The sequence below is a fragment of the Saccharopolyspora gloriosae genome, from assembly GCF_014203325.1.
Lineage (GTDB): Bacteria > Actinomycetota > Actinomycetes > Mycobacteriales > Pseudonocardiaceae > Saccharopolyspora_C > Saccharopolyspora_C gloriosae.
In genome coordinates this window covers 5,512,559-5,534,782 of record NZ_JACHIV010000001.1, presented here as the reverse complement: position 1 = coordinate 5,534,782, position 22,224 = coordinate 5,512,559, and the positions used below count along the sequence as shown (strand labels likewise).

At 73.7% G+C, this 22,224-nt stretch carries 17 protein-coding genes; 9 read left to right on the top strand and 8 right to left on the bottom strand.

Annotated features, from left to right (window positions below; translation table 11 throughout):
• Nucleotides 1-473: 473 nt before the first annotated feature.
• The 3 genes from BJ969_RS24090 to BJ969_RS24080 all read right to left on the bottom strand — a co-directional run bounded on the left by BJ969_RS24090 (nucleotide 474) and on the right by BJ969_RS24080 (nucleotide 5,519).
• Nucleotides 474-1,529 (bottom strand): glycosyltransferase, encoded by a 1,056-nt coding sequence (locus BJ969_RS24090; protein ID WP_184482345.1) that lies wholly within the window; start codon nucleotides 1,527-1,529, stop codon nucleotides 474-476.
• Nucleotides 1,526-4,039 carry a glycosyltransferase gene (locus BJ969_RS24085; protein ID WP_184482342.1) on the bottom strand — a complete coding sequence of 838 codons (2,514 nt, stop codon included), beginning with the start codon at nucleotides 4,037-4,039 and terminating at the stop codon, nucleotides 1,526-1,528. Before BJ969_RS24085 ends, BJ969_RS24090 begins: the two co-directional genes overlap by 4 nt.
• Before the next feature lie 544 nt (nucleotides 4,040-4,583).
• The gene (locus BJ969_RS24080) at nucleotides 4,584-5,519 is read right to left on the bottom strand and encodes a glycosyltransferase family 2 protein (RefSeq protein WP_184482339.1); all 936 of its coding nucleotides are present in this window, start codon (nucleotides 5,517-5,519) and stop codon (nucleotides 4,584-4,586) included.
• Nucleotides 5,520-6,259: 740 nt separating this feature from the next.
• Here BJ969_RS24080 and BJ969_RS24075 point away from each other — a divergent pair.
• The 3 genes from BJ969_RS24075 to BJ969_RS24065 all read left to right on the top strand — a co-directional run bounded on the left by BJ969_RS24075 (nucleotide 6,260) and on the right by BJ969_RS24065 (nucleotide 9,499).
• Nucleotides 6,260-7,363, top strand: coding sequence for a glycosyltransferase (locus BJ969_RS24075; protein ID WP_184482336.1), 1,104 nt, complete (start codon nucleotides 6,260-6,262; stop codon nucleotides 7,361-7,363).
• 76 nt (nucleotides 7,364-7,439) lie between these two features.
• Nucleotides 7,440-8,570, top strand: a complete 1,131-nt coding sequence (locus BJ969_RS24070; RefSeq protein WP_184485731.1) for a glycosyltransferase family 4 protein — start codon at nucleotides 7,440-7,442, stop codon at nucleotides 8,568-8,570.
• A gap of 53 nt (nucleotides 8,571-8,623) precedes the next feature.
• On the top strand, nucleotides 8,624-9,499 hold the full coding sequence (locus BJ969_RS24065; RefSeq protein WP_184482333.1) for a glycosyltransferase: 876 nt from the start codon (nucleotides 8,624-8,626) through the stop codon (nucleotides 9,497-9,499).
• A gap of 98 nt (nucleotides 9,500-9,597) precedes the next feature.
• Here BJ969_RS24065 and BJ969_RS24060 read toward each other — a convergent pair whose 3' ends face one another.
• On the bottom strand, nucleotides 9,598-10,149 hold the full coding sequence (locus tag BJ969_RS24060) for a hypothetical protein (protein ID WP_184482330.1): 552 nt from the start codon (nucleotides 10,147-10,149) through the stop codon (nucleotides 9,598-9,600).
• 730 nt (nucleotides 10,150-10,879) lie between these two features.
• Here BJ969_RS24060 and manB point away from each other — a divergent pair.
• From manB to BJ969_RS24040, 4 genes are all read left to right on the top strand, one after another.
• Entirely contained in the window at nucleotides 10,880-11,986 is a 1,107-nt protein-coding gene (manB, locus tag BJ969_RS24055; protein WP_184482328.1) for a mannose-1-phosphate guanylyltransferase, read from the top strand.
• Between the two features lie 7 nt (nucleotides 11,987-11,993).
• A complete protein-coding gene (locus BJ969_RS24050; protein WP_184482326.1) occupies nucleotides 11,994-12,896 on the top strand; it encodes a DNA-3-methyladenine glycosylase family protein in 903 nt (300 codons plus the stop codon).
• Between the two features lie 40 nt (nucleotides 12,897-12,936).
• Nucleotides 12,937-13,170, top strand: coding sequence for a FitA-like ribbon-helix-helix domain-containing protein (locus BJ969_RS24045; RefSeq protein ID WP_184482324.1), 234 nt, complete (start codon nucleotides 12,937-12,939; stop codon nucleotides 13,168-13,170).
• Between the two features lie 148 nt (nucleotides 13,171-13,318).
• A complete protein-coding gene (locus tag BJ969_RS24040; protein WP_184482322.1) occupies nucleotides 13,319-13,588 on the top strand; it encodes a PIN domain-containing protein in 270 nt (89 codons plus the stop codon).
• Between the two features lie 10 nt (nucleotides 13,589-13,598).
• On the opposite strand, the gene BJ969_RS24035 is transcribed toward BJ969_RS24040, so the two are convergent.
• The 4 genes from BJ969_RS24035 to BJ969_RS24020 form a co-directional block, all read right to left on the bottom strand.
• Nucleotides 13,599-14,183 carry an NUDIX hydrolase gene (locus tag BJ969_RS24035; protein ID WP_425503576.1) on the bottom strand — a complete coding sequence of 195 codons (585 nt, stop codon included), beginning with the start codon at nucleotides 14,181-14,183 and terminating at the stop codon, nucleotides 13,599-13,601.
• Nucleotides 14,184-14,268: 85 nt separating this feature from the next.
• Entirely contained in the window at nucleotides 14,269-15,612 is a 1,344-nt protein-coding gene (locus tag BJ969_RS24030; protein WP_184482320.1) for a coenzyme F420-0:L-glutamate ligase, read from the bottom strand.
• Complete coding sequence (gene cofD, locus BJ969_RS24025) at nucleotides 15,609-16,616, bottom strand: 2-phospho-L-lactate transferase (protein WP_184482317.1); 1,008 nt, start codon at nucleotides 16,614-16,616, stop codon at nucleotides 15,609-15,611. Before cofD ends, BJ969_RS24030 begins: the two co-directional genes overlap by 4 nt.
• Before the next feature lie 67 nt (nucleotides 16,617-16,683).
• Nucleotides 16,684-17,469, bottom strand: a complete 786-nt coding sequence (locus BJ969_RS24020) for a zinc metalloprotease (RefSeq protein ID WP_184482315.1) — start codon at nucleotides 17,467-17,469, stop codon at nucleotides 16,684-16,686.
• Between the two features lie 602 nt (nucleotides 17,470-18,071).
• Here BJ969_RS24020 and BJ969_RS24015 point away from each other — a divergent pair.
• Together BJ969_RS24015 and BJ969_RS30350 are read left to right on the top strand one after the other, a co-directional pair.
• On the top strand, nucleotides 18,072-18,368 hold the full coding sequence (locus BJ969_RS24015) for a WhiB family transcriptional regulator (RefSeq protein ID WP_243795517.1): 297 nt from the start codon (nucleotides 18,072-18,074) through the stop codon (nucleotides 18,366-18,368).
• 222 nt (nucleotides 18,369-18,590) lie between these two features.
• Nucleotides 18,591-22,154 (top strand): glycosyltransferase, encoded by a 3,564-nt coding sequence (locus tag BJ969_RS30350; RefSeq protein WP_343071573.1) that lies wholly within the window; start codon nucleotides 18,591-18,593, stop codon nucleotides 22,152-22,154.
• Nucleotides 22,155-22,224: the final 70 nt, after the last annotated feature.

The window sequence follows — 22,224 nt, the reverse complement described above, 5'->3', positions numbered from 1 at the left end:
TCGCACGAGCGGGCCGGAACAGTTCCGGCAAGGTCATCGGAACTCCGCCGCACAGCCACCACCGAGACCGTCGAGCCTCGATTTCCGGAGTCCGATCGCGCCGGGACCTTCGCGTCGCCGTTCTGTTCCGTCCGTGGTCATCACGCTAGGGGCGTGGTCGCCGGCTGGACATGGGGGTGTTCCCCCAACGGCTTTTTCGCTATTAGGGGATTCCCGTCGAAAGCGTCGGAAAACGACACTTCAGGAACGTGGGGCGGAAACGATTGGTCGTTCCGCTGTGGGATGTGGCACCGATTTCCGAGAGGCTTCCATATCGATCGGAAAAATGATTCGACGCGGACCAATCGGAATGCCCTGCGGCTACGAATGCCTGCTGCGTCGGGCGGTGAGGGGCTGCTTACCGAGGGGTAACCATGGCACTGCTAGTGACTCCGGTGGTCACGGTCCGGAAAATCCGCGGCACCGGCCGCGCATCACCGGGCGCGTTCGTAGGCCCGCAGCGTCGCCTCCGCGCAGCCGCGCCAGGTGAAGCCCGCCGCGTGCGCCCGGCGGGCGGCGACCGCGTCCGGGCCCCCGGTCTCGGCGCGCTCCAGCGCGGCGCGCAGCGCGTCCGCATCGCCGTAGGGCACGAACTCGGCCAATCCGCCCGTGACCTCCCGCAGCACCGGCAGGTCCGAGCACACCACCGGAACGCCGCAGGCCAGCGCCTCCAACGCGGGCAGGCCGAAGCCCTCGTCGCGCGACGGCAGCACCAGCGCCCGCGCCCCGGCCACCACGCTGCGCAGCTCCCGCTCCGGCAGGTACCCGGTGCGCAGCACGTTGCGCACCTGCCGCGCCTCCCCGGGGCCGGCGATCACCAGCGGCGGCAGCCGTCGATCGTGGCCGCGCAGCAGCACGTCGACGCCCTTGCGGGGGCCTTGGGCGCCGACGAAGACGAAGTAGTCGTCCGGCAGGCCCAGCCGGTGCAGGTCGGCGCCCGGCGGGGTCGCCTCGAACCACTCCGGATCCACCCCGAGCGGGGTGACGACGATGTCCTCGCGGGCCACGCCGAACCGGTCCGCGACCCTGTCGGCCACCGCCGCGCTAGGAGTGCACACCACCGCCGCCCGCCGCGCCGAAGACCGCGCCAGCTCGGCGAAACCCGGTTCGGCGACCTCCTCCGGCGCGTCCAGGAACGCCAGGTCGTGCACCGTGACGACGCCGCCCGCGCGCACCGCGGGCGGCAGCGCGAAGTTCGTGCCGTGCACCACGTCGCACCCGCCGGCCAGCAACTCCACCGGCGGGAACGGCAGCCGCGACCACGCCGCCCGCACCGCCCGCGCCGGCACCGGAAGCCCCGCGGCCCGCACACCCGGCGGCACCGCGCCGCGCAATGCCCGCCAGCCCCGCGCGGTGAACCCGATCGCGCGCACGTCCACATCGGACATCCGCCCGAGCTCGGCGCTCAACGAGGCCGTGTAGCGGCCGATCCCGGTTCGCCTGCCCAACAGCGGAGTGCCGTCGAGCAGGACCCGCAGCGGGGTGCTCACCGCTTGCGCAGCCGATCGCCCGCCAGCCTGCGCAACCGGCCGCCCGCCCGCTTCGCGACCTCGATCGGGCCGCCCGCGTCCAAGTACTCCCGCAGCAGCGCCACGTCGCGGCGCACCGCCTCCACCCGGTCCGGCGTCTGCGTCCGGGTCAGCGGGCTCGCGGCGCTGAGCCGGTCCGCCGCGGGACGCGGATCGCGGCAGAACTCCGTGAGCGGCGCCAGCACCGACTCCCAGGTGAACCGCTCCCGCACCACCTCGATGCGCTCCCGGCAGGACGCGGCGAACTCCGCGTCGTAGAGCACCTTCTCCAACGCCGCCGCCAGCGCCTCCGGATCCTCCGCGGGCACGACCACGCCCAAGCCCTCCTGGAGCACCAGGTCGGCGAAGGAATCGCCGTCGGTGGTCACCACCGGCAGCCCCGACCACAGGTAGTCCAGCACCCGGGTGCGGAACGCGAACGTCGTCTCCACGTGCTCGAAGTGCGAGGTGACGCCGCAATCGGCGTCGAGCAGGTAGTTCTGCCGCTGCGCGTAGGGAACCCACGTCTCGTTGAAGAAGACGTGCTTGCCGGTCAAGCCCAACCGGCTCGACAGGTGCCGGGTCCGGTCGGCCATGCCCATCTCCGGCACGTCCGGATTCGGATGCTTCATGCCCAGGAAGAACAACCGGATGTCGTGGTGGCGCTGCGCCACCTGCGACACCGCGTGCAGCAGCGTCAGCGGATCGAACCAGCTGTAGACGCCACCGGCCCACAGCACGACCTTGTCGTCGGCATCGATCCCCGGCTGCGCGCCCTTGATCGCCGGACCGGTGCGGCGCGGCGCCACCGACGACAAGCCGAACGGCACCACCTCCAGCAACGACCGCACCGTCGGATCCGTGTCGTAGAGCCCCGGCGTCAACCGGCCCAGCGAAGCCAGGTGCCCCAGCCAGAAGTGCCGCTGCCGCTCCGAGGCGCACAGGAAGAAGTCACCGCGGCGCAACTGGGTGTTCAGCACCTTCGTCACGCCCCGCAGATCGGCGGCGCGGCGCTCGTCGTCGGTGTCGCGGCCCTGCTCCAGCAGCTCCAGGTGCATCGGGTCGTACACGTCGCAGACCACGATCTTCGTCGAGTCCGCGTGCTTGAGCGCGGGCACCATCTCCAGCACGTGCCCCTGCACGATCACGACGTCCGCCCAGTCCACGTGCGCGCCGAGCTCCCGCGGTTTCGCCGCCACCACCGGGAACGCCGACTCCGGCGGGTTCACGTGCGCGTTCACGCTCACCAGCCGCACGTCGTGCTCGGCGCTGAGCACCTCCGCCATGTGCCAGGCGCGGATCGCCGGGCCCGCCATCCGCTCCGCCACCGAGTCCCCGGTGAGCACCGCGATCCTGCGGGGCCGCCCGAACACCTCGTCCAAGCCGAACGCCTCGACCAGCACCTCGTGCGCCGCCAGGTAGCGCGGCAACGGGTAGGCGGGCTCCATCGCCTTGCGCATCAGCGGAACCAGGTCGGCGTCGGTGCGCACCCGGGCCGCCTGCTCGACCTCGCGGGCCTCCTTCAGCTGCGGCAGCAGCTCCACGAACTGGTCGATCGCCAGCATCCCCGCCAGCGCGTCCCGCGAGATCGGCACGTCGTCGTCGAAGTCCGGGCCCTCCGGTCGCCGCGCCATCTCCAGCTGCCGCGCGTCGACGTCGCCGCGCGCCGTGGCCCGGCGGATCGCCAGCGCCATCGCCGCGGGCAGCACCTTCGCCAGCGTCTCGTCCGAGACGTTCTTGTAGAGCGCGGCCAGCGCGTTGCGCTCCAGCAGGAAGTTCTCCCGCGCCGAGGACACCTCCGCCATCGAGGCGTGGTGGCGGTGGAAGGTCAGCGACCGCGGCTCGTAGCGCACCCGCCAGCCGCGCAGGTTCAGCCGCCAGCCCAGGTCCACGTCCTCGTAGAACATGAAGAAGCGCTCGTCGAACCCGCCCAGCGCCGCGAACAGCTCCGCGCGCACGAACAACGCCGAGCCGGTGCCGAACAGCACGTCCCGCGGCGCGTCGTGCCCGCCGTCGTCCGGTTCGCCCGCGTGCCGCTTGTAGCCCATGCCGAACCAGGTGAGCCCGCCGTCGACGAAGTCGACGAGCTCGCCCTCCCAGTCCAGGACCTTGCTGGCCACCGCGCCCACCGTCGGTTCCGCGCGCAGCACCGCCACCGCCGCCCGCACCCAGTCGCGGGCGGGCCGGGCGTCGTTGTTCAAGAACGCCAGCACCTGGCCGGACGCGGACCGCGAACCCAGGTTGCACCCCTCGGCGAAACCCAGGTTGGAGCCCGGATCCAGGACGGTGACCTGCGGGAGCTCCTGGCGGATGCGAGCAGCCTCGTCGTCGCCGGGGGAGTTGTCGACGCAGATCAGTTCCAGCCGGTCCGCCGGGTAGTCCAGCTCGTCGCGCACCGCGCGCAGGCAGGTGATCGTGTCGTCCGCGCCGCGGTAGTTGACCACGATCACGGAAACGGCGGGCAGTGCAGCGGACTCGGAGGTAACAGCCACCCCCTAAGCGTGCCCTATCCCCGCGCGCCGAACGCACACAGTCCGCGAATCCGCCCAATCCCGGCACCCGGGCGAACCCCGCCGGAGTGAACGGCCCGTTCGTCCAATCCCGTTGGACGAACGATCCGTTCACTCCGACCGGCTCGCCGATCAGAGCGGAACAGGGGTGAGTGAACGGACCGTCTGTCCAGTCCCGCTGGGCGAACGGGCCGTTCACCTCACCGGCCATGTCGAGTGAACGGCCCGTTTGTCCGATCCCGTTGGTCGAACGGTCCGTTCACCCGTCTCGGACGGCCGTGCGTCGGCTCCTGCGGGTGAGTGAACGGACCGTTCGTCCAATCCCGTTGGGCAAAGGGTCCGTTCACCTCGATCGGCTCGTCGATCGGTGGGGCAGGGGTGGAGTGGGTGAACGGCCTGTTCGTCCAATCCGGTTGGTCGGACGGTCCGTTCACTCCGTTCCGGAAGGCGTGCGGGGTGGGTGAACGGCTCGTTCGTCCGGTCTCGTCGGGCGAACGGCCCGTTGGCTCGGGTTCGGCTCCGGTGGTCAGCGGCCGGACCAGCGGGTCCACAGCGCGGTTCGGTCGAGCACCGTCGGTGCGCGGCGGGCGCGCAACGCTGCCGGGGTCATCGCCGCGACCTCCGCGAGCACCCGCAGCCGCAGCGGGAGCCGGAAGTTGACCGGCGGGACCGGGGCTCCGCGCAGGCGGCGCAGCGGCAGCACCGCGGTCAGCGCGGCGAAGCGGGCCAGCTCGGCCGCCGCGACCCGAGCCGGGGCGCAGCGCAGCAGCGCCAGCAGCCGGTTGCGCTCGTTCCACCGGTGGAAGCGCGGCGAGCCGGGCCGAGTGCTGGCGCCGTGCAGGTGCACGACTTCCGCTGCGGGCACGAACACCACCCGGCCGCCGCCGAGCCGCAGCCGCCACGCGGTGTCGGTGTCCTCGTAGTAGCAGAAGAACTCTTCCGGGACGCCGCCCGCGGCGCGGAGTTCCGCGGTCCGCAGCAGCGCCGCGCCGCCGCAGAACCCGAACACCTCCTCGGCCGCTCCCGGAGGATCGGTGATGTCCGCACCGTGCCCGTCCGCGGTGAGGCGCACCCCGGCGGACTGGAGTGCGCCGTCCGGCGTGCGCATCGCGGAGGCCGCCGCCCACGCGCCGCGATCCGCGTCGAGCGCGTCCTCCAGCGCGGCGAGCCAGCCCGGATCCGGCGCGGCGTCGTCGTTGAGCCAGGCCACGAACGGCGTCTCGACCCGGCGCAGCGCCGCCGCGATGCCGCCGGCGTAGCCGACGTTGCGGGGCAGCCGCAGCACGTCCGGTTCCGACGGGTGCCGGGCGAGCAGCTCGGCGCTGCCGTCGTCGGAGGCGTTGTCCACCACCAGTGTCCGATGTGGATGATCGAGAGCGGCGACCGCGTCCAGGCAGGCGGTGAGGTGCGCTCGTCCGCGCCACGTCACCACCACGACCGTGCTGCGCACACCGCCCCGCATCCGAACCACCCCCTCGAAGAGCACCGTCGCGCCCGCCCCCGGCATCACCAGAGCCCGGGCACCGCCCGGCCCCGGCATCACCAGAGACCGGGCACCGCCCGGCCCGGGCACCGCCCGAGACCGGCATCTCCCGAACCCGACAGCGCCCGAACCCGACAGCGCCCGAGATCGGCATCGCCCGAGCCCGGCATCGCCCGAGACCGACAGCGCCCGAGACCGGCATCGCCCGAGCCCGGCATCGCCCGAGACCGACAGCGCCCGAGACCGACAGCGACCGAGACCGACACCGTCCGAGACCGGCGCGGCGACTTCGCCGGAACCCTAGCCCGCGCCACGCCGAGACCGTCCCGCTGTCCACACCCGGCGACTCCCGGCGCCACCTGGCGACGGGAGTGAACGGACCGTTCGTCCGATCCGGCTGGACGAACGGTCCGTTCACTCCCTCCCCGCTCCCTCCGCAGCGGCGGAACGGTCCACATCCCACCCGGCGACCCCGCAGTTGTGGATGGATCGCGCCGCTGTGGACAACTCGCGCAATTTCGCGAGAAATCGCGAAGCGCATACCAGCGGAACGTCCCCGGAAATAGCGCCTGAGCTGGTAAAACGCCCCGCTCCGTCCGAGGGCGTGCCTTGCAATTTCTCGCGAAATCGCGCTCAGGCGGGAGTCGAGTGGATCTTGAAGGGAGCGCAGGGGGGCTGACCTGGTGAGAAGGGCACGAGCCGGTGGTTAAGGTGAGCACGTGCCTGAACTGGTGGTGATCGCGGAGCAGCTCGTCGCCGCAGTGCCCGGCGGAGCGGGCCGCTACACCCGCGAACTGCTGGCGGCGCTGGCCGCGACCGCCCCCGACGGCTGGGAGGTCACCGCCGCGATCAGCCGCACCGGTGACCCCGACCGAGCCGCCGTCGACGGCGTCGGCGCCCCGAAAGTCCTGCCGCTGCCGCGCAAAGCCCTGATCACGGCGTGGGAGCACGGCCTGCCGCTGTGGCCCGGCGGCGACTCGGTGCACGCCATGACCCCGCTCGCCCCGCCGCGCAAACGAGGTCGCGGACTCGTGGTCACGGTGCACGACACCGTCCCGTGGACGCACCCGGAGACGCTCACCCCGCGCGGAGTCGCCTGGCACCGCCGCGCCATCGGCCGCGCGACGCGCGACGCGGACACGATCGTCGTGCCGACCGAGGCCGTGGCCGCCGACCTCGCGAACCGGACCTCGGTGCGCGCCGCGGTCCAGGTCGTCGGGGAAGGGGTGTCCCCGGCGCTGCTGGCGGAGCCCGAACCGGACCATGCGCGGATCGTCGCCGCGACGCTGCCGCCGCGCTTCCTGCTGATCATCGGCACCCTCGAACCGCGCAAGGGCCACGAGCACCTCATCGAGGCGCTGGCCCGGCCCGAAGCGCCCGCGATCCCGCTGGTGATCGTCGGCGAACCGGGCTGGGGCGACGTGGACCCGCTGCGCCTCGCCGAGCGGTGCGGACTGCCCGCCGAGCGGGTGCGCGTGCTGCGCCAGGTCGGCGACGCCGAACTCGCGGTGCTGCTGCGCCTCGCCACCGCCCTGGTCGCGCCCAGCCTCGCCGAGGGTTTCGGATTGCCGCTGATCGAGGCGATGGCCGTCGGCACCCCCGTGGTGCACTCCGACGTCCCCGCGCTGGTGGAGGTCGCGGGAACGGCGGGCCTCGCGGTGCGGCGGGCCGACCCGCGTGCGCTCGCCCGCGCCCTGCGCCTCGTCGTCGACGACCCGGATCAGCGGGCGAAGCTCGCCGAGGCCGGACCTCGCCGCGCGGAGCACTTCAGCTGGGACCGCGCCGCCCGCGACGTGTGGCGAGCGCACCTCGGCCGAACGTGAACCGGATTTGCGGAACCCACCACGATCGGCTCCGGCACCCCCGTACGCTGCACGCGTGCACAGGGGTGAGCCGCAGCTGCTCGTCGACGCCACCGCCGTTCCCGCGGACCGCGGTGGCGTCGGTCGCTACGTCGATTCGCTGCTGGCCGCCCTCGACCAGGACGGCGCGCACCTGAGCGTGGCCTGCCAGCCGCGGGACGCGGCGCTGTACGGGCGGCTCGCTCCGAACAGCCGGATCATCCCGGCCGCGGAGGCGGTGGCGACGCGCACGGCCCGGCTCACCTGGGAGCAGACCACGCTGCCGAGGCTGGTGCGCAGGCTCGGAGCGCAGGTGCTGCACTCGCCGCACTACACGACGCCGCTGGCGAACCCGGCCGCGTCCGTGGTCACGCTGCACGACGCGACCTTCTTCACCGACGCCGCGCTGCACTCGCCGGTGAAGGCCCGCTTCTTCCGAGCCTGGACGAAGGCCGCGCTGCGCCGCGCCACGCTGTGCGTGGTGCCCAGCGAGGCGACCGCCGACGAGCTGGCGCGCAGCGCCGGAGCCGACCGCGACGCCGTGCACGTCATGCACCACGGCGTCGACCCGGACCACTTCCACCCGCCGTCGCCCGCGGAGGTCCGCGCCGTGCGGGACCGGTTGGGCCTGCGCGACCAGCCGTACGTGGCGTTCCTCGGCGCCCTCGAACCGCGCAAGAACGTGCCCGCGCTGATCAAGGGCTTCACCACGGCGGCTCGCGGTCGCGCGGACGACCCGGCGCTGGTGCTGGCCGGGCAACCGGGCTGGGACACCCGGGTGGAGCGGGCGCTGGAGGCGGTGCCGCACCGCATCCGCGTCATCCGCGCCGGGTACGTGCCGTTCCCGGAGTTGCCCGGATTCCTCGGCGGGGCGCAGGTGGTCGCCTACCCGAGCATCGGCGAGGGCTTCGGGCTGCCGGTGCTGGAGGCGATGGCCTGCGGCGCGGCGGTGCTCACGACCGGGCGGTTGAGCCTGCCGGAGGTCGGCGGCGACGCCGTCGCCTACTGCGGCGTGGGGCCCGCCGAGATCGCGGGCGGGCTCACCGAACTGCTCGACGACCCCGCCCGGCGCTCGGCCCTGTCGACCGCCGCGCAACGCCGCGCGAAGGAGTTCACCTGGGCCGCGTGCGCGGCCGAGCACCGCGAGGCCTACTCCCGTGCGCACCACGTGCACCGCCGCACCCGCTGACACGGGCTCACCGCCCCGAGGCCGCCGAACGCCGTTCGGCAGAATGTCCGGGCGTGACCGCCTCCTCCCGCAGCCAAGGCGACGAGCTCGCCATCGTCATCGTGACCTACTCGCCCGGCGAGACCCTGGACCGCAACCTCGACTCGATCAAGGCGGCGACCGACCGCCCGGTGCGGGTGATCCTCGCGGACAACGGGTCGACCGACGGGACGCCGGAACAGGCCGCCGAGACCCGCGCCGACGTCGAATTCCTCCCGACCGGGGCGAACCTCGGCTTCGGCGGGGGAGCGAACCGCGGCGTGGCCGCGCTCGGACCCGAGGTCGGCTGGGTGGTGATCAGCAACGCGGACATCGAATGGGCACCGGGCGCGTTGGACGAGCTGCTGGCCGCGGCCGCCCGCTGGCCGCGCGGCGGCGCTTTCGGCCCGCTGATCACGGAACCGAACGGCGACGTCTACCCGTCGGCCCGGCTGCTGCCCTCGCTGGGCCGCGGCGCCGGGCACGCCGCGTTCGGCCGGGTGTGGCCGAGCAACCCGTGGACGCGCGCCTACCGGCAGTCCGAAGCGGAGGTCGCCGAGCGCACCGCGGGCTGGCTGTCCGGTTCGTGCCTGCTGGTGCGGCGCGAGGCCTTCGACGGCATCGACGGGTTCGACCCGCGCTACTTCATGTACTTCGAGGACGTCGACCTGGGCGACCGGCTGGCCCGCAAGGGCTGGCTCAACGTGTACGTGCCGAGCGCCCGGATCACGCACGTCGGCGGGCACGCCACGTCGAAGACGCCCGGCAGGATGCTGGTGGAGCACCACCGCAGCGCCTACCGCTACCTCGCCGACCGGCACCGGGGCGCGGTGTGGGCGCCGCTGCGCCTCGCGCTGCGGGCCGCGCTGGCGGTCCGGGCGCGGCTGGAAGTGCGCGCGAAGGCGAAGTAACGGGTCGGGGCGCCGCGCGGTCCGCGGCGCCCGAACCGGCTTCCCGCGAGCAGGCGGGCGCGGCGACGAATCCCGGCGGTGCCGGTGCGCGCCGCGGGCTAGTACTGCTGGTTCTGCCGAGCCGCTCGCGAACCGAGCGGGCCGAACTGGCCCTCGCCGCGCTGCGCCTGGTACGGGTTCGGCGGCAGCTGCCCGTAGTCCTCCGCCGGCCAGCTGTACCCGTCGTTGTGCTGCTGCTGCGAAGACGGCTGCTGGCCCTGCTGCCGGCCGCCGTACTGCCCCGCCTGCTGCGGCGCGGGCTGCTGCTGTCCCGAGTACTGCTGCCCGGTCTGCTGTTGCGCCTGTCCGGACTGCGCCTGCTGCTGCCCGGTCTGCGATTGCGACTGCGGCTGTCCCGCCTGCGCCTGCTGCTGCCCGGTCTGCGATTGCTGCCGCTGCTCAGGGCGCTGCTGCTGCCGGGCGGACTGCGGGATGGCCATGGTCGAGTCGGTGTCGGCCGGGGCTTGATCGGCGGCGGCGACCACGGTGCGCGGGATCCGCACGGTCGTCGAAGCGTCCATCGGCGAGCTGGCGTTGTCCGGTGTGACGACGAACGTGCCCCGTGCCCGCGCACGAGCAAGTGTTTCGTCGGCTCGGTCCCGCGGGTCCATAGCGGTGCCTCTCCATGCTTTCGCCGTCGGGTTCTCGGCCGCGTCGCGACCGTTGCGCTACCGCGGTGCGACGCTGAGGTGCTCGCTGCGCCGCGGTCCCTTCGTGTTCTCGCCGTCTCGCGGCAAGGTATGCGTGCCCCGTCCGCGTCGCGGCACGGGGTTCGACTTCGATCCGCGCCGCGGCGCGGTTTCCGGTACCGGTCCGCGTCGTCGCACTGTATCCGCCGCCCCCGGCCCGCGGCCGGAATTGGTGTGGGTGATCTGCCCGGTGTTCTCGTCACGTGCCGCGGGGTGGTGCCCCGCCGCGACGCGACGATCATGGTGCCACCACGGTGCGGGTCGTCGCGACGCCGAGGCAGTGGTGTCGTGACGCCGCTCGTGGCGTTCGTGCTCGGAGCGATCCGGGACGGCCGGACGGGTCCGGCGCCTCGAACTCGCTGCCGCGGTGCCGCCGTGCCGTCCGGCGCACGACGTCGTGTCGTGCTCCGGGAGGGTCCTGCGGTGCCGTGGCGGGGTGCGGTGATCAGGCATGGAGGTGACCGATTCCACTGAGCCGGAGCCCGGCCTCCATTATGCCGCCACCATTGTCACAGTATTCCCCCCAACGGGTTTTCGTCAGGATCTACTGGGCACGCCCGGTGCGCGTTCGGGGGAGAACCCCCTCGGCGGGCATCACGGCGACCCGTACCGGAGGCCGGGGCGAACCCCGGCGCGAGGAAGGAGGTCCGGCATGACCGCCGGTCCCGATGGTCCGCCCGGCCCGCTGCGCGACGCGGAGGCGGTGGTGCTGGTCGGTGGCCAGGGCGTGCGGCTTCGCCCGCTGACGCTCTCGGCGCCGAAACCGATGCTGCCCACCGCCGGAGTGCCGTTCCTGAGCCACCTGCTGGCGCGGATCAGGGCGGCGGGCATCGAGCACGTGGTGCTCGGCACCTCCTACAAGGCGGAGGTGTTCGCGGAGCACTTCGGCGACGGCTCCGCGTTCGGGTTGGAGCTGGAGTACGTCGTCGAGGACGAGCCGCTGGACACGGCGGGCGCCATCCGCAACGTCTCGCACCTGCTGCGGGAGCGCGACGTGCTGGTGTTCAACGGGGACATCCTCTCCGGCCTCGACCTGCGGTCCTTGGTCGACACGCACCGCAGCAGCGCGGCGGAGGTGACGTTGCACCTGGTCAAGGTGGACGATCCGCGCCAGTTCGGTTGCGTTCCGACCGACGCCGACGGCCGGGTGACCGCGTTCCTGGAGAAGACCGAGGATCCGCCGGTCGACCAGATCAACGCCGGTTGCTACGTGTTCCGCCGGCCCGTGATCGAGGACATCCCGGCGGGGCGCCGGGTGTCGGTGGAGCGGGAGACCTTCCCCGGCCTGCTGGCCGACGGCAAGCGGCTGCAGGGCCACGTGGACTCCTCGTACTGGCTGGACATGGGGACCCCGGCCGCGTACGTGCGGGGCTCGGCGGACCTGGTGCGCGGTGAGCTGCCGTCGGCGGCGCTGCCGGGACGGCCGGGGGAGGCGCTGGTCCTGCCGGGAGCTCGGGTGGCCGAGGACGCCGTGGTCGACGGCGGCAGCACCGTCGGAGCCGACGCCGTCGTCGCCGCGGGAGCGCAGGTCACCGGCTCGATGCTGTTCGACGGCGCGCACGTCGGCGCCGGTTCCGAGGTGCGGGGCTGCGTGATCGGCGCGGGCGCCCGCGTCGGCTCCGGCGTGACGCTGCGCGGCGCGGTGATCGGCGACGGCGCGGTGGTCGGCGACGGCTGCGAACTGCTCGACGGCGCCCGCGTGTGGCCGTCGGTGGAGATCCCCGCCGGTGGCGTGCGGTTCTCGGCGGACCGGAGATGACGAGCTGATGCGCACGACCTGGTCGCCCTCGGGCCCGTTCGACCTGGCGCGGGTGCTCTCGCCGCTGCGCAGGGGCAGCGGCGATCCGACGAGTTCGGTGGCGGACTCCGGCGCGTGGTGGCTGGCGACGACCACCGCGCGCGGTGCCGCGACGCTGCGGATCGCGGTCGACCCGGCGGGCGAGGTCACCGCCGAGGCCTGGGGCGACGGTGCGGAGGTCGTGCTCGCGCGCGTGCCGGAGCTGCTCGGTGCCGCCGACGACGACGGTGGTTTCGTCGCCGCGCACGAAATGGTCCGGCGCGGCAGGCGGGCCGCGCCGGGGATGCGGCTGTGCTCGTCCGGCCGGGTGTGGGACGTGCTGGTGGCGGCGGTGCTGGAGCAGAAGGTCACCAACCGGGAGGCGTGGCGCTCCTGGCGGGAGCTGTGCCGCCGGTTCGGCACTCCCGCGCCGGGGCCCGCGCCGCGCGGGCTGTGCGCGCCGCCGACTCCGCGCCAGGTGCGGGAGATCCGCGACTGGGAGTGGCACAAGGCGGGCGTCGACGGTGCCCGTCGGCGCACCTTGATCGCCGCGGCGGGCGTCGCGCACCGGTTGGAGCGGGCCGTGGACCTCGGTGGCGCGGAGGGCCGCGCGCTGCTGGAGCACGTGCCGGGCATCGGCCCGTGGACGTCGGCGGAGGTGGCGCAGCGGGCCTGGGGCGATCCGGACGCGGTCAGCGTCGGCGATTACCACCTGCCGACGATCGTGGGCCTCGCGCTGGCGGGCCGGCCGATGGACGACGCGGAGATGCTCGACGCGCTCGCCCCCTACGCGGGCCACCGCCACCGCGCCGTGCGCTACTTGAGCGCCGCCGGAGCCACCCGCCCCCGCTTCGGCCCCCGCCTGCCCGCCCGCGACTACCGCGACAGCTGACCCGCCACGCTGACGCCCGCGATGCCAGCACAATGACCGCATGACGGCCATAACGGTTCGGAACGTGCCGGACGAGGTCAAAGAGCTGCTCGGTCGCGCTGCTGAGCGCAGCGGGCAGTCGATGCAGAACTACCTGCTCCTCGTCCTCGAACGGGAGGCGAAGTTCGCGCGCAACGCGGAAATCGCCGAGATGGAACCGGTCGGCGGCGGGCCGCTCAGCATGGACGAGATCGTGGATGCCGTGCGAACGGCGCGTGGTGCGGCGCCCGGCTAGCCGGAGGAGACGGGCGCCGCGTGATCGTTGTCGACACTTCGACCCTGGTGGCGTTCTTCCTGGGAGGAGATCACAGCGGCCCGCAGATCAGGACGACGCCGGGGGCAGACCCGGCTGGGCTGCCCCGCCACATCCGTCCGTTGAGCCGATGAACGTCCTTCGCGGGCTGGTACCGGGGCGCAAGATCACCCAGGAGAACGCCGAAGTCGTGCTCCGCCGTTTGAAGGCCACCTACATCACGAATCCACCGCTCACGCCGCCGGTGTCGGATCGGATCCGGGATCTCCGCGGCAGCATCACCGCCTACGACGCGGCGTACGTGGCGGTCGCCGAGGCGCACGGGATGGCGTTGGTGACGGGGGATCGGCGGCCGGCTCGGACGGAGCGGATCCGGTGCGAGCTCCGGCTCGTCGGGTGAGCCTTCCCGATCACCGCAGGTGCGGGCGGGCGGCGTCGAGCAGCGGGCCGAGGTCGGAGTCCGCGGGCAGGGCGTCGATCGGCCACCAGCGCAGGTCCAGGGACTCGTCGCTGCGCACCGGCTGCGCGCCCGCGGGCGCCCGCACGACGTAGCGCACGTCGAAGTGCCGCGTCGGCACCCCGAGCGAGCAGGTGATCGGGTGCACGTCCACGTGCACCGGCTCCGGCGCCACCACCAGCCCGTCGACCCCGGACTCCTCGGTGGCCTCGCGCAGCGCGGCACCGGCCAGCGAAGCGTCCTCCGGTTCGCAGTGCCCGCCGAGCTGCAGCCACTTCCCGACGCGCGGGTGCAAGGTCAGCATCACGTGCTCCCCGGCCGCGTCCACCAGCACGGCGGAGGCCGTCACGTGCCCCGGCGCGCACGCGCGGCGGCACGCGTCCGGGCGCGCGTCGAGCAGCGCGAGGAACGCGTGGCGCAGCGCCTCCTGCGCGGCTTCGGCCGGCGCCCAGTAGCGCAGCGTCCGCACCGCGTCCGCGTGCAGCTCCTCGTCGTGCGCGGTCTCACCGGTCACGTGGTCGCTCTGCTCCGTCGTCACCGCACCAGTGTCCCCGACCACCTCCGGCGGCGAGGGCGCCGTCCGGCGAGGCGTCGCGACGGCGCGGTTCCGGCAGTTCAGGAGCTCACAGCTCCACGAGCCCGTCGTCGAGGTCGCGCGGCGGGCGGGGGCCGTCGACCGGTTCGGCCGGGTGGCCGACGGCGACCGCGCCCAGCGGCTCCCACGACTCCGGCAGCTCCAGGGCGGCCCGCACCACGTCGGGGCAGAACAACGTCGAGGACACCCAGCACGACCCGAGCTCCTCCGCCGCCAGCGACACGAGCAGCCCTTGCACCGCGGCGCCGCCGGCGACGGTGAACATCGCCCGCTCCGCCTCGGACCGCCGCGCGTCCGGGTAGGCGTGCGAACCGTCCCGCACCAGGAACGGCAGCACCAGCTCCGGCGCCGAGTACAGCAGGTCGCCCCGGCCCACCCGGCGCTGCGCGGAGCTCTCCTCGCGGCCGTCGCCGCGCAGGTCGGACAGCCACGCGGTGCGCATCGCGTCGAGCAGCTTCGCGCGCAGCGCCCGGTCCCGAAGCCACACGAACCGGACCGGTTTCGTGTGGTGCGGCGCGGGAGCGGTCAGCGCGGCACCGACCGCGCGCCGCACGGCCTGCTCGTCCACCGGTTCCGCGCTGAACGAGCGCACCGACCGGCGCACCAGCACCGCTTCCCGGCGCCCCTGCGCGAGGGCTTCGTTCGTCCCCATCCGGAACAGGTCGTGCTCCACCGGGCGGGTCAGGTCGCGGGCGGTGGAGCCGTCGTCCTCGGTGCGCAGCCCGCGCACCACCGCGACGGGCACGCCGCCGAGCTTGCCCTTCACCAGGTCCGCCGCCGCCGCGATCTCGTCGGCGATGGCGACCTCGGTGACGGCCAGCTCGTTGCCCTGCGCGTCGACGCTGCCCTCGTAGTGATGCAGCACCCGCAGGCCCGCCGCGCCGATCGCGGCGTCGGTCTGCCCGTTGCGCCAGGTCCGGCCCATCGTGTCGGTGATCACCACGGCGACCTGCACGCCCAGCCGGTCGGCCAGCCCCGCCCGCAACCGGCGAGCGGAGGCGTCCGGGTCCTCCGGCAGCAGCGCGATCCGGTCCAGCGCCACGTTCGAGGCGTCCACCCCGGACGCGGCCTGCACGATGCCCAGCCGGTTGCGGGTGATCAGCGTGTTCCGGAACCGGGCCAGCACCGCCGTCGCCTCGGAGCGCACCAGTTCGCGGCGCAGCTGCTCCCTGGCCTCCGGATCGGCCGGGGTGCGGACCATCCGGTCCTCGGCCTTCGAGATGACCTTGCTGGTGACCACCACGACGTCCCCGTCGGACAGCCACGGCGCGTTCGCGGCGACGGAGGCCGCCACGTCGTCGCCGGGGCCGAACTCCGGCAGTCCGGTCACCGCGAACAGCTGCAGCCCCGCGGTCGCCGCGTGATCCCTCATGACCCCTCCGGAACCGAGAGCCCGGCCGCCGCGAACGCGGCCCGCGCCATCTTCGCCGTCGCGTCCACATCGGACATCAGCAGCGGCACGTCGCGCACGGCAACGCCCGGCACGTCGGCCTTGTCGCCGGTGTGCACCAGCCAGGCGTCGAGCACGCCGTCACCGGACTCCGAGCGGGAACCGTAGAGCCTGCCGACGGCCTCGGCGGAGGTCTCCACGCCGATCGCGGTCAGGCAGGCGTCGGCCATGCCGCGCAGCGGACGGCCGTCGATGATCGGGGACAGGCCCACCACCGGCGCCTTCGTCGAGCGCAGCGCCGCGCGGAATCCCGGAACGGCCAGCAGCGTGCCCACGCTCACCACCGGGTTCGACGGGGCGACCAGCACCACGTCCGCCTCGGCGACCGCCTCGGCCACGCCCGGCGCGAGCGTCGCCTCGTCCGCGCCGACCGGCACGATCGCGTTCGCGACCGGCTCCGCGCGGTGGCGCACCCACCACTCCTGGAAGTGCACCGCGGCGGGCTCGCCGGTGGCCGGGTCCTCGATGGCGACGTGCGTCTCCACCCGGTCGTCGCTGATCGGCAGCAACCGCACGCCGGGCCGCCAGCGATCGCACAGCGCCTCCGTCACGGCCGAGAGCGGATACCCCGCCCGCAGCATGCGGGAGCGCACCAGGTGCGTGGCGATGTCCCGGTCGCCCAGCCCGAACCAGCTCGGTTCGGCACCGTAGGCGGCCAGCTCCTCCTTCACCGACCACGTCTCGTCGACGCGTCCCCAGCCCTTCGCCGAGTCGATGCCGTCGCCGAGCGTGTACATGCAGGTGTCGAGGTCCGGGCAGACCCGCAATCCGTGCATCCACGCGTCGTCGCCGATGTTGACCACGGCGGTCACCTCGTGCGGGGACTCGCGGTCACCTTCGCCGAGCGCGGGCATGCCCAGCGCTGCTTTGACTCCCAGCAGGAACCGCGCCCCGCCCACTCCGCCGACCAGTGCTACGACCTTCACCCCGCGATCCTCGCACGTGGACGGGGCCCTCCGGTCGGGAACCTGGGGGCGGTCGATGTCCGCTGCGTCACCGGATCACGGCGCACATCTCCGGGGTCACGTTGGAGCTGGAGAGCTCCCAGAAGCGGAACGTGAGCTGGCCGACCTGGACCAGGCAGGTGTCGCCGCTGACCGCGCCGAAGATCAGGTAGGCGATCCCGAAGAACGCCTGCGCCACCGGCCGCACCGCGAACAGCAGCAGGAACAGCACCAGCGGCGCCCACATCCGCGCCTTCTCGCCCAGCTCGCGCGCCCGGTACGACAGCCACGGCTCGATCGCCCCGTACCCGTCCAGGCCCGGGATCGGCAGGATGTTCAGCACGAACGCGATCACCTGGAGGAACGCCAGGTACGACAGGCCCGCGCCCAAGTGCCCCGGCATCGGGAACAGCTGCACCACCGCGGTGATCAGCATCCCCAGCACCAGGTTCGTCAGCGGCCCGGCCAGCGACACCATCGACTCGGTGCGCCGGGAGCGCAGCGCGTGGTGGTTGATCCACACCGCGCCACCGGGCAGCGGAATGCCACCGGCGATCACGAACAGCAGCGGCAGCACGATGCTCAGCACCGGATCGGTGTAGCGGCGCGGATCCAGCGTCAGGTAGCCCTTCGCCTGCACCGCGCGGTCGCCACCGCGGAAGGCGGTGATCGCGTGCCCGAACTCGTGCAGGCACAACGACGTCGCCCAACCGCCCAGGACGATCAGCACCACGCCGGTGACGCCGGCGAACGAGTTGTCGAACGTGGCCAGCACACCGCCCAGGACGGTCACGCCGAGCAGGCCGAGGAACAGGGGACTCACGCGCTTGTTCACCCCCTCAGTGTCCCCGCCCCGCGACGGGCGCACGGGACCGGCGGGTGAAAAGCGTCGATCGGCGCTGCGCGACGCCGCCACCTGGAGTATTGGGCTGCGAACAAAAGTGCGCCGAAGTTGCGTCATGCGGCGGGCACCGCGGGGTCCCTCAACGGGTTGGCTCCGCTTGACCGAGTGGAGCTACACCGGTGTAATCACAGCGGTGTCATTCTCCGCTGAAATGATTGCTCGGCGGCGGGTTCGTCCGGCGGTGCTCCGCTAGGCAGACCGGTCGTCAGCGGCGAATCGCGACGAATCGTCCGGATCGGTTTTCCACCTCGTGGATTCTCCGCGGCGGATTCGAAGCGGTGGCCGGGGAAAGGGAGCCCTGGTGGTGACCATGGTCGAACGGGCGGTCGCGGTGAGAGGGCCGGTGCCCTGCCCGGGCGGCGACGCGGGACGCTGCGCGCCTCGCGTCCGGAGTGCATCCCGAACGGTCCTGGGGAGGACCGCGGGGAACGGGAGCGATCGGGGGAGGACCAATGTGGGAGACAGGTCAAGCCCACCTGATGGAACAGGGCCGCTTGATGGAACAGAGTCATCCGCTGCAGCAGGGGAACCTGATGCAATGGGGGGATCCGCAGGAATCCGAGACCACGGATGCCGATGTGCTCGCCCAGCTCTTCGAACTGGGTGAGCCGGAACAGGAGTGGCAGGAACGCGCATTGTGCGCGCAAACCGATCCGGAAGCGTTCTTCCCGGAGAAGGGCGGCTCCACTCGCGAGGCCAAACGCATCTGCGCGGGCTGCGAGGTGCGGCCGGAATGCCTGGAGTACGCGCTGGAACACGACGAGCGCTTCGGGATCTGGGGCGGGCTGTCCGAACGGGAGCGCCGCCGCCTCAAGCGACAGGCGGTGTGAGGCCGGGCCCGGCCCCGCCGGTCCGAGCGCGGACCGGCGCCTCGCCGGGCCCGGCCTCCCACCGGTCGTTCCCCGTCCGCGCCCGACCTGATCGGCCCGGCCGCAACCGGGATCACCGGCATCGCCCCTTCCACGAGGCGCCTTCGTGAGACAGGCTCTGAGCTGCCGGGCCTCGGTCCACTACCGTCGTGCGGTGATCGCACCACGGCAGGGGAGGACACAGTGGTCGGGACCGCGCCGCGCTTGAACACCGCGCCGGTAGTGGCGGTGCTGGTGTGCCACGACGGCGACCGCAGGTTGCCGGAGGTGCTGGCCGCGCTGCGCGAGCTCACCGTCCGGCCGCGGCACCTGCTCGCCGTCGACACCGGTTCCGCCGACGACACCGCTCGGCTGCTGGCCGAGGCGGAGGACCTGGTCGACGGGGTGCTGGAACTGCCGCCGGACACCGGTTTCGGCGCCGCGGTGTCGGCCGCGGCGGAGCACGCGGTGTCGCGGTGGGGCGATCCGGGCCGGTGGCTGTGGCTGCTGCACGACGACTCCGCGCCCGCCCCGGACTGCCTGCGGCAACTGCTCGGCGTCGCCGAGCTGGACTCGACGGCCGCGGTGCTGGGGCCGTTGGGCCTCGACTGGGACGATCCGCGGCTGGTGGTCGACGCCGGGTTGTCCACGGACGCCTCGGGCAATCGCCAGACCGGGATCGGGTCGGCCGAGGCCGATCCGGAACTCGACTGGGGGCTCTCCGGGCAGAGCTCGCCGACCACGAGCGCATCCCCTGAGGACGCCGAAGCCGGTGCGGACTCCACCGATCCCGGCGACGCCGCCGATCCGGCCGAAGCGACTGGAGCGGACGAAGCAGCTGAAGCGGACGAGACCGGGGGAGCGGAGCACGACTCCGGTGCGCAGGACGACGCCGAGCTCGACGGCACCGGCGAGATCGCCGCTTCCCAGGACGCGAGCGGGCCCGGGACCACCGACCTGCTGGCCGTGTCCGAGGTGCTGGCGGTGTCCACCGCCGGCGCGCTGATCCGGCGGGACGTCTTCGAACGCCTCGACGGTTTCGACGCGGCGCTGCCGCTGGGCTTCGACGACATCGACTTCGGCTGGCGGGCCAACTCCGACGGGCACCTGGTGCTGTGCGTGCCCAGCGCCCGGATGCGCCACGCCGGTGATCTGCGCCGCGGGGACCGGGTTCCGGACGCGGCGCAGCAGCGCTCCTTACGGGCCGCCGAGCGGGTCGGTGGTGTGCGCACCTTCCTGGTCAACGCCTCGTTCTGGTCGTTCCTGCTGGGCGTGCCGCGGTTGCTGGCGCTGTCGCTGCTGCGGGCCGCGGGCTACGCCCTGCTGTGGCGCCGCCGGGACGTGTCGGCCGAGGCGGCGGTGGTGGCCGCGCTGGTCGGCGGTCGCATGGACCTGCGTTCGGCGCGCGCGCTGCGGCGCGCCACCACACCGACCCCGTCCGAGGTTCGCGGGCTGCTGACCAGCCGGTTGACCCGTTTGCGCAACGGGATCAGAGCCGCGTTCGCGGGACTCGTCCGGGAGCGGGTGCGGCGCGAGGTCGTGCTCGGCCGCACTCCGGGCGCGCTCGGGCCGGGCCGCGTCACCGCCATCGACGACTCGGCCGTGCCCCGTTCCGTCGGACCCGCCGCGCTCCCCGCGGGCGCGCTCGCCAAGCCCGGTGGCCGCCGGCGCAGCGTCGGCGGGTTGCGCCGCCCCGCGGGCCCGGTGGTGGTGCCCGTCGAAGCGGTGCCCGTGGAGGAGTCGAAGCCGCGCCCCTCACCCGTTCCCCGCGACGCCCGGAACGCGCCGGAACCGGACCGGCAGCTGCTGCTGGTGCAGGTGGACCGGCGGCGCGTGCTGCGGGAACTGCTGCTCACGCCGCCCGTGGTGCTGACCGCCGCGCTGATCGCGTTCGCGCTGATCGCGCACGGGCTCGTCGCCGAGCACGCCCGCTTCGGCGTGGAGCTGCAGGGCGGCAGGCTGCTGCCCGCCGTGGACCTGGGCACGACCTGGCGGGACTACCTCGCTTCCTGGCATCCCGTGAACGGCGGTACCGGCGCGCCCGCGTCGGCTTCGCTGCTGGTGCTCGCGATGCTGGGCACGGTCCTCGCGCCGCTGGGCGGACCGCCCGCGGTGGTGGCGGTGCTGCTGCTGTTCGGCGTTCCGCTGGCCGGGCTCACCGCCTACGCCGCGACCCGGTCGTTGCCGATGCGCGCCGCGCACCGGGCGCTGGCCGCGGGTGCGTACGCGTTGCTGCCGGTGGCGACGGCTTCGGCGGGGCAGGGGCGTCTCGACGTCGTCGTGGCGCACGTCCTGGTGCCGCCGTTGCTGGCGGGCATCGCCTCGGTGATCGGGTTGTCCCGGCTGGCGATGCTGGCCCAGTCGCGGCACTGGCTGGGCACGGCGTGCGCGACGGCGCTCGGCCTGGCCGTGCTCGGGGCGTTCGCGCCGCTGGTGCAGGCGTTGCTGGTCCTGCTGGCGCTGGTCGGTTTCGTGGCGGTGCCGGGGGAGGCGCGCCGGGCGCAGCGCCGGATGGCGGGCCTGGCGGCGCTGGTGCTGCTGCCCATCGCCTGCCTGCTGCCGTGGCCGGTGGTGCTGCTGCGGCACCCGGAGCTGCTGCTGCACGGCCTCGGCGCGCGCTTCTCCGAGGTGCCCGCGGGCGGTTGGCTGGCGGCGCTGAGCGCCGACGGATCGCCCGCGACCTGGGCGGGCGCGCTGCTGGTGCTCGCGGTGCTGCTGGCGGTGGCCCTCGCGCCGAGCCGGGCGATGGTGCCGGGGGCGGTCACGGCGGTCGCCGGGTGGTCGGCGGCCGTGGTGGTGGACGTCGTCGCGGCGGAACCCCTCGCCGGCGGTCCGGCGAGCACCGGTGGAACCGGTGCGCCGTTGATCGTCGCCGCGGCGGGCCTGATGTGGATGGTGCTGGCGTCGGGGCCGTTGCCCGAGCAGGTGCCGCGCCGGGCGCTCGCCGCAGCGCTGACCGGAGCGCTGCTGGTCACCGGGGTGAGCGCGGTGCTCGCCGGGCGGGGTCCGCTGCGCGGTGAACCGGCGGGCGGGACCGCGGCGCTGGTCGCGGAACTCGACGGCCCGGGTGGCCTGCTGGTGATCGAGCCGGGTTCGGCGCCCGCACGGGTGGTCGAGGGGCGTGCTCCGCACTTCGGCGACGACGACCTCGTTCCGGTGCCGGGAGCGGTGCGGTGGTTGCGGGAGGCGGAGGCGGAGCTGCTCTCCGGCGATCCGCAGCGGGTGCGCACCGCGCTCGCTGCCGCGGCGGCGCGCGGCGTCGGCCACGTCGCGGTGCCGGACGAGGCGACGGCGAACCGGGTGCGGACGGCGGCCGGTGACCTGGTCGCCGATCACGGCACGCTCGGCGACGGCTCACCGGTGCTGCGGGTGCTGCTGCCCGCCGGCCCGGTCCAGCTGCTCGGCCCCGACCTCGCCCGGCAGGCGAGGCTGGAGGGCGTTCCTTCCCCGCAGGCCCGCCCGCTGCGCGTGCCCGCGACGCTGCCGGAGGTGGCGGTGCGGGTCTCGGACGGCGGCATCGGCCGGGTGCTGCTGCTGGCCGCCGAGCACGAGCCGGGCTGGCACGCGGAGATCAACGGCGAGGAGGCACCGCTGGCCGAAGCCTGGGGCCACCAGGTCGCGGTCCCGATGCCGGACTCCGCCAGCGAGGTCCGCATCGGCTACGGAGACTCCTCCCGCACAGCCCTCCTGGTCCTCCAAGCAGCCGCAATCCTGTTCACAGCCATCGGAGCCCTCCCCTCCCGCCGCCGAACAGACCCGAAGAACTGACCAAAGCCACCCCCAATCCACGCCACGAAGCAGGCCGGACGACGGACCCTCAGCACCTGCCTTCGAGCTC